The sequence below is a fragment of the Oleiphilus sp. HI0067 genome, assembly GCF_001635735.1.
The window spans coordinates 1-772 of sequence record NZ_LWFI01001656.1 but is presented as its reverse complement, the minus strand read 5'-3'; the positions used below and the strand labels follow the sequence as shown (position 1 = coordinate 772).

The 772-nt window shown below is 44.2% G+C and carries 1 protein-coding gene; it reads left to right on the top strand.

Going from position 1 to position 772, the window contains the following annotated elements; all coding sequences use genetic code 11:
* The coding region (locus A3739_RS26725; protein WP_231877157.1) for a PaaI family thioesterase at positions 1-615 on the top strand (615 nt) is incomplete at its 5' end.
* Between the last annotated feature and the right edge of the window lie 157 nt (positions 616-772).

Sequence of the window (772 nt, the reverse complement as noted above, 5' to 3'; positions counted from 1 at the left end):
TGTTATCGCGTCACTAAAAATATCGTATTCATGCGTTGTGAAGCTTACCAAGTTGATCGCACTGTCGCGCATTGTGTGGCCACGTTTATGCGCATGGGTGCCAAAGGTATTCCATCTTTGGAACATATGACCAAAGGCACTCAAATACCCGAATTTACTTTCAATGAGAACACACGATCGCAGGTTAGCTTAAAGGACCTTCGTGCATCAGCACTCGCAACGAAAGATTTCGAACCACTGATTTCTGCTATCCCTTATGCGTCTTATATTGGGGTGGAATTAGATGGAGAACCAGCCGCAGGATTTTACAAGTTAAATCGTCAGCCAAGTAATATAGGAAACCCTATTTTGCCAGCGATTCATGGTGGTGTATTAGGTGGCTTTATGGAAATGGCGAGCATGCTGCATTTGCTAGCCACGCAACCTGGGGGCGTGATTCCTAGGATTATCGATTTTTCGATCGATTATCTACGTGCCGGTCTAGATAGAGATACTTTCGTCCACTGCGAAGTGACTCGTCAGGGAGGGCGTGTTGCGAATGTGGAAGTGCATGCATGGCAGCAAAGAAGAGAAAAGCCTATTGCCTTAGCGCGTGCCCATTTCTTATTGGAATAACAACCTCCAAATTTTTATGAGCGCTGCTTAAGTTCAGCGCTCATATGTTTTCGATTATAAGGCTTCTCGTTAACCAAATTTTCTTCGCATGTTTAGTTTGAAGTCATTCTTCATATGACGAAGGAAATAACGCACCGTTGTAGTCTTAGGATTTGGC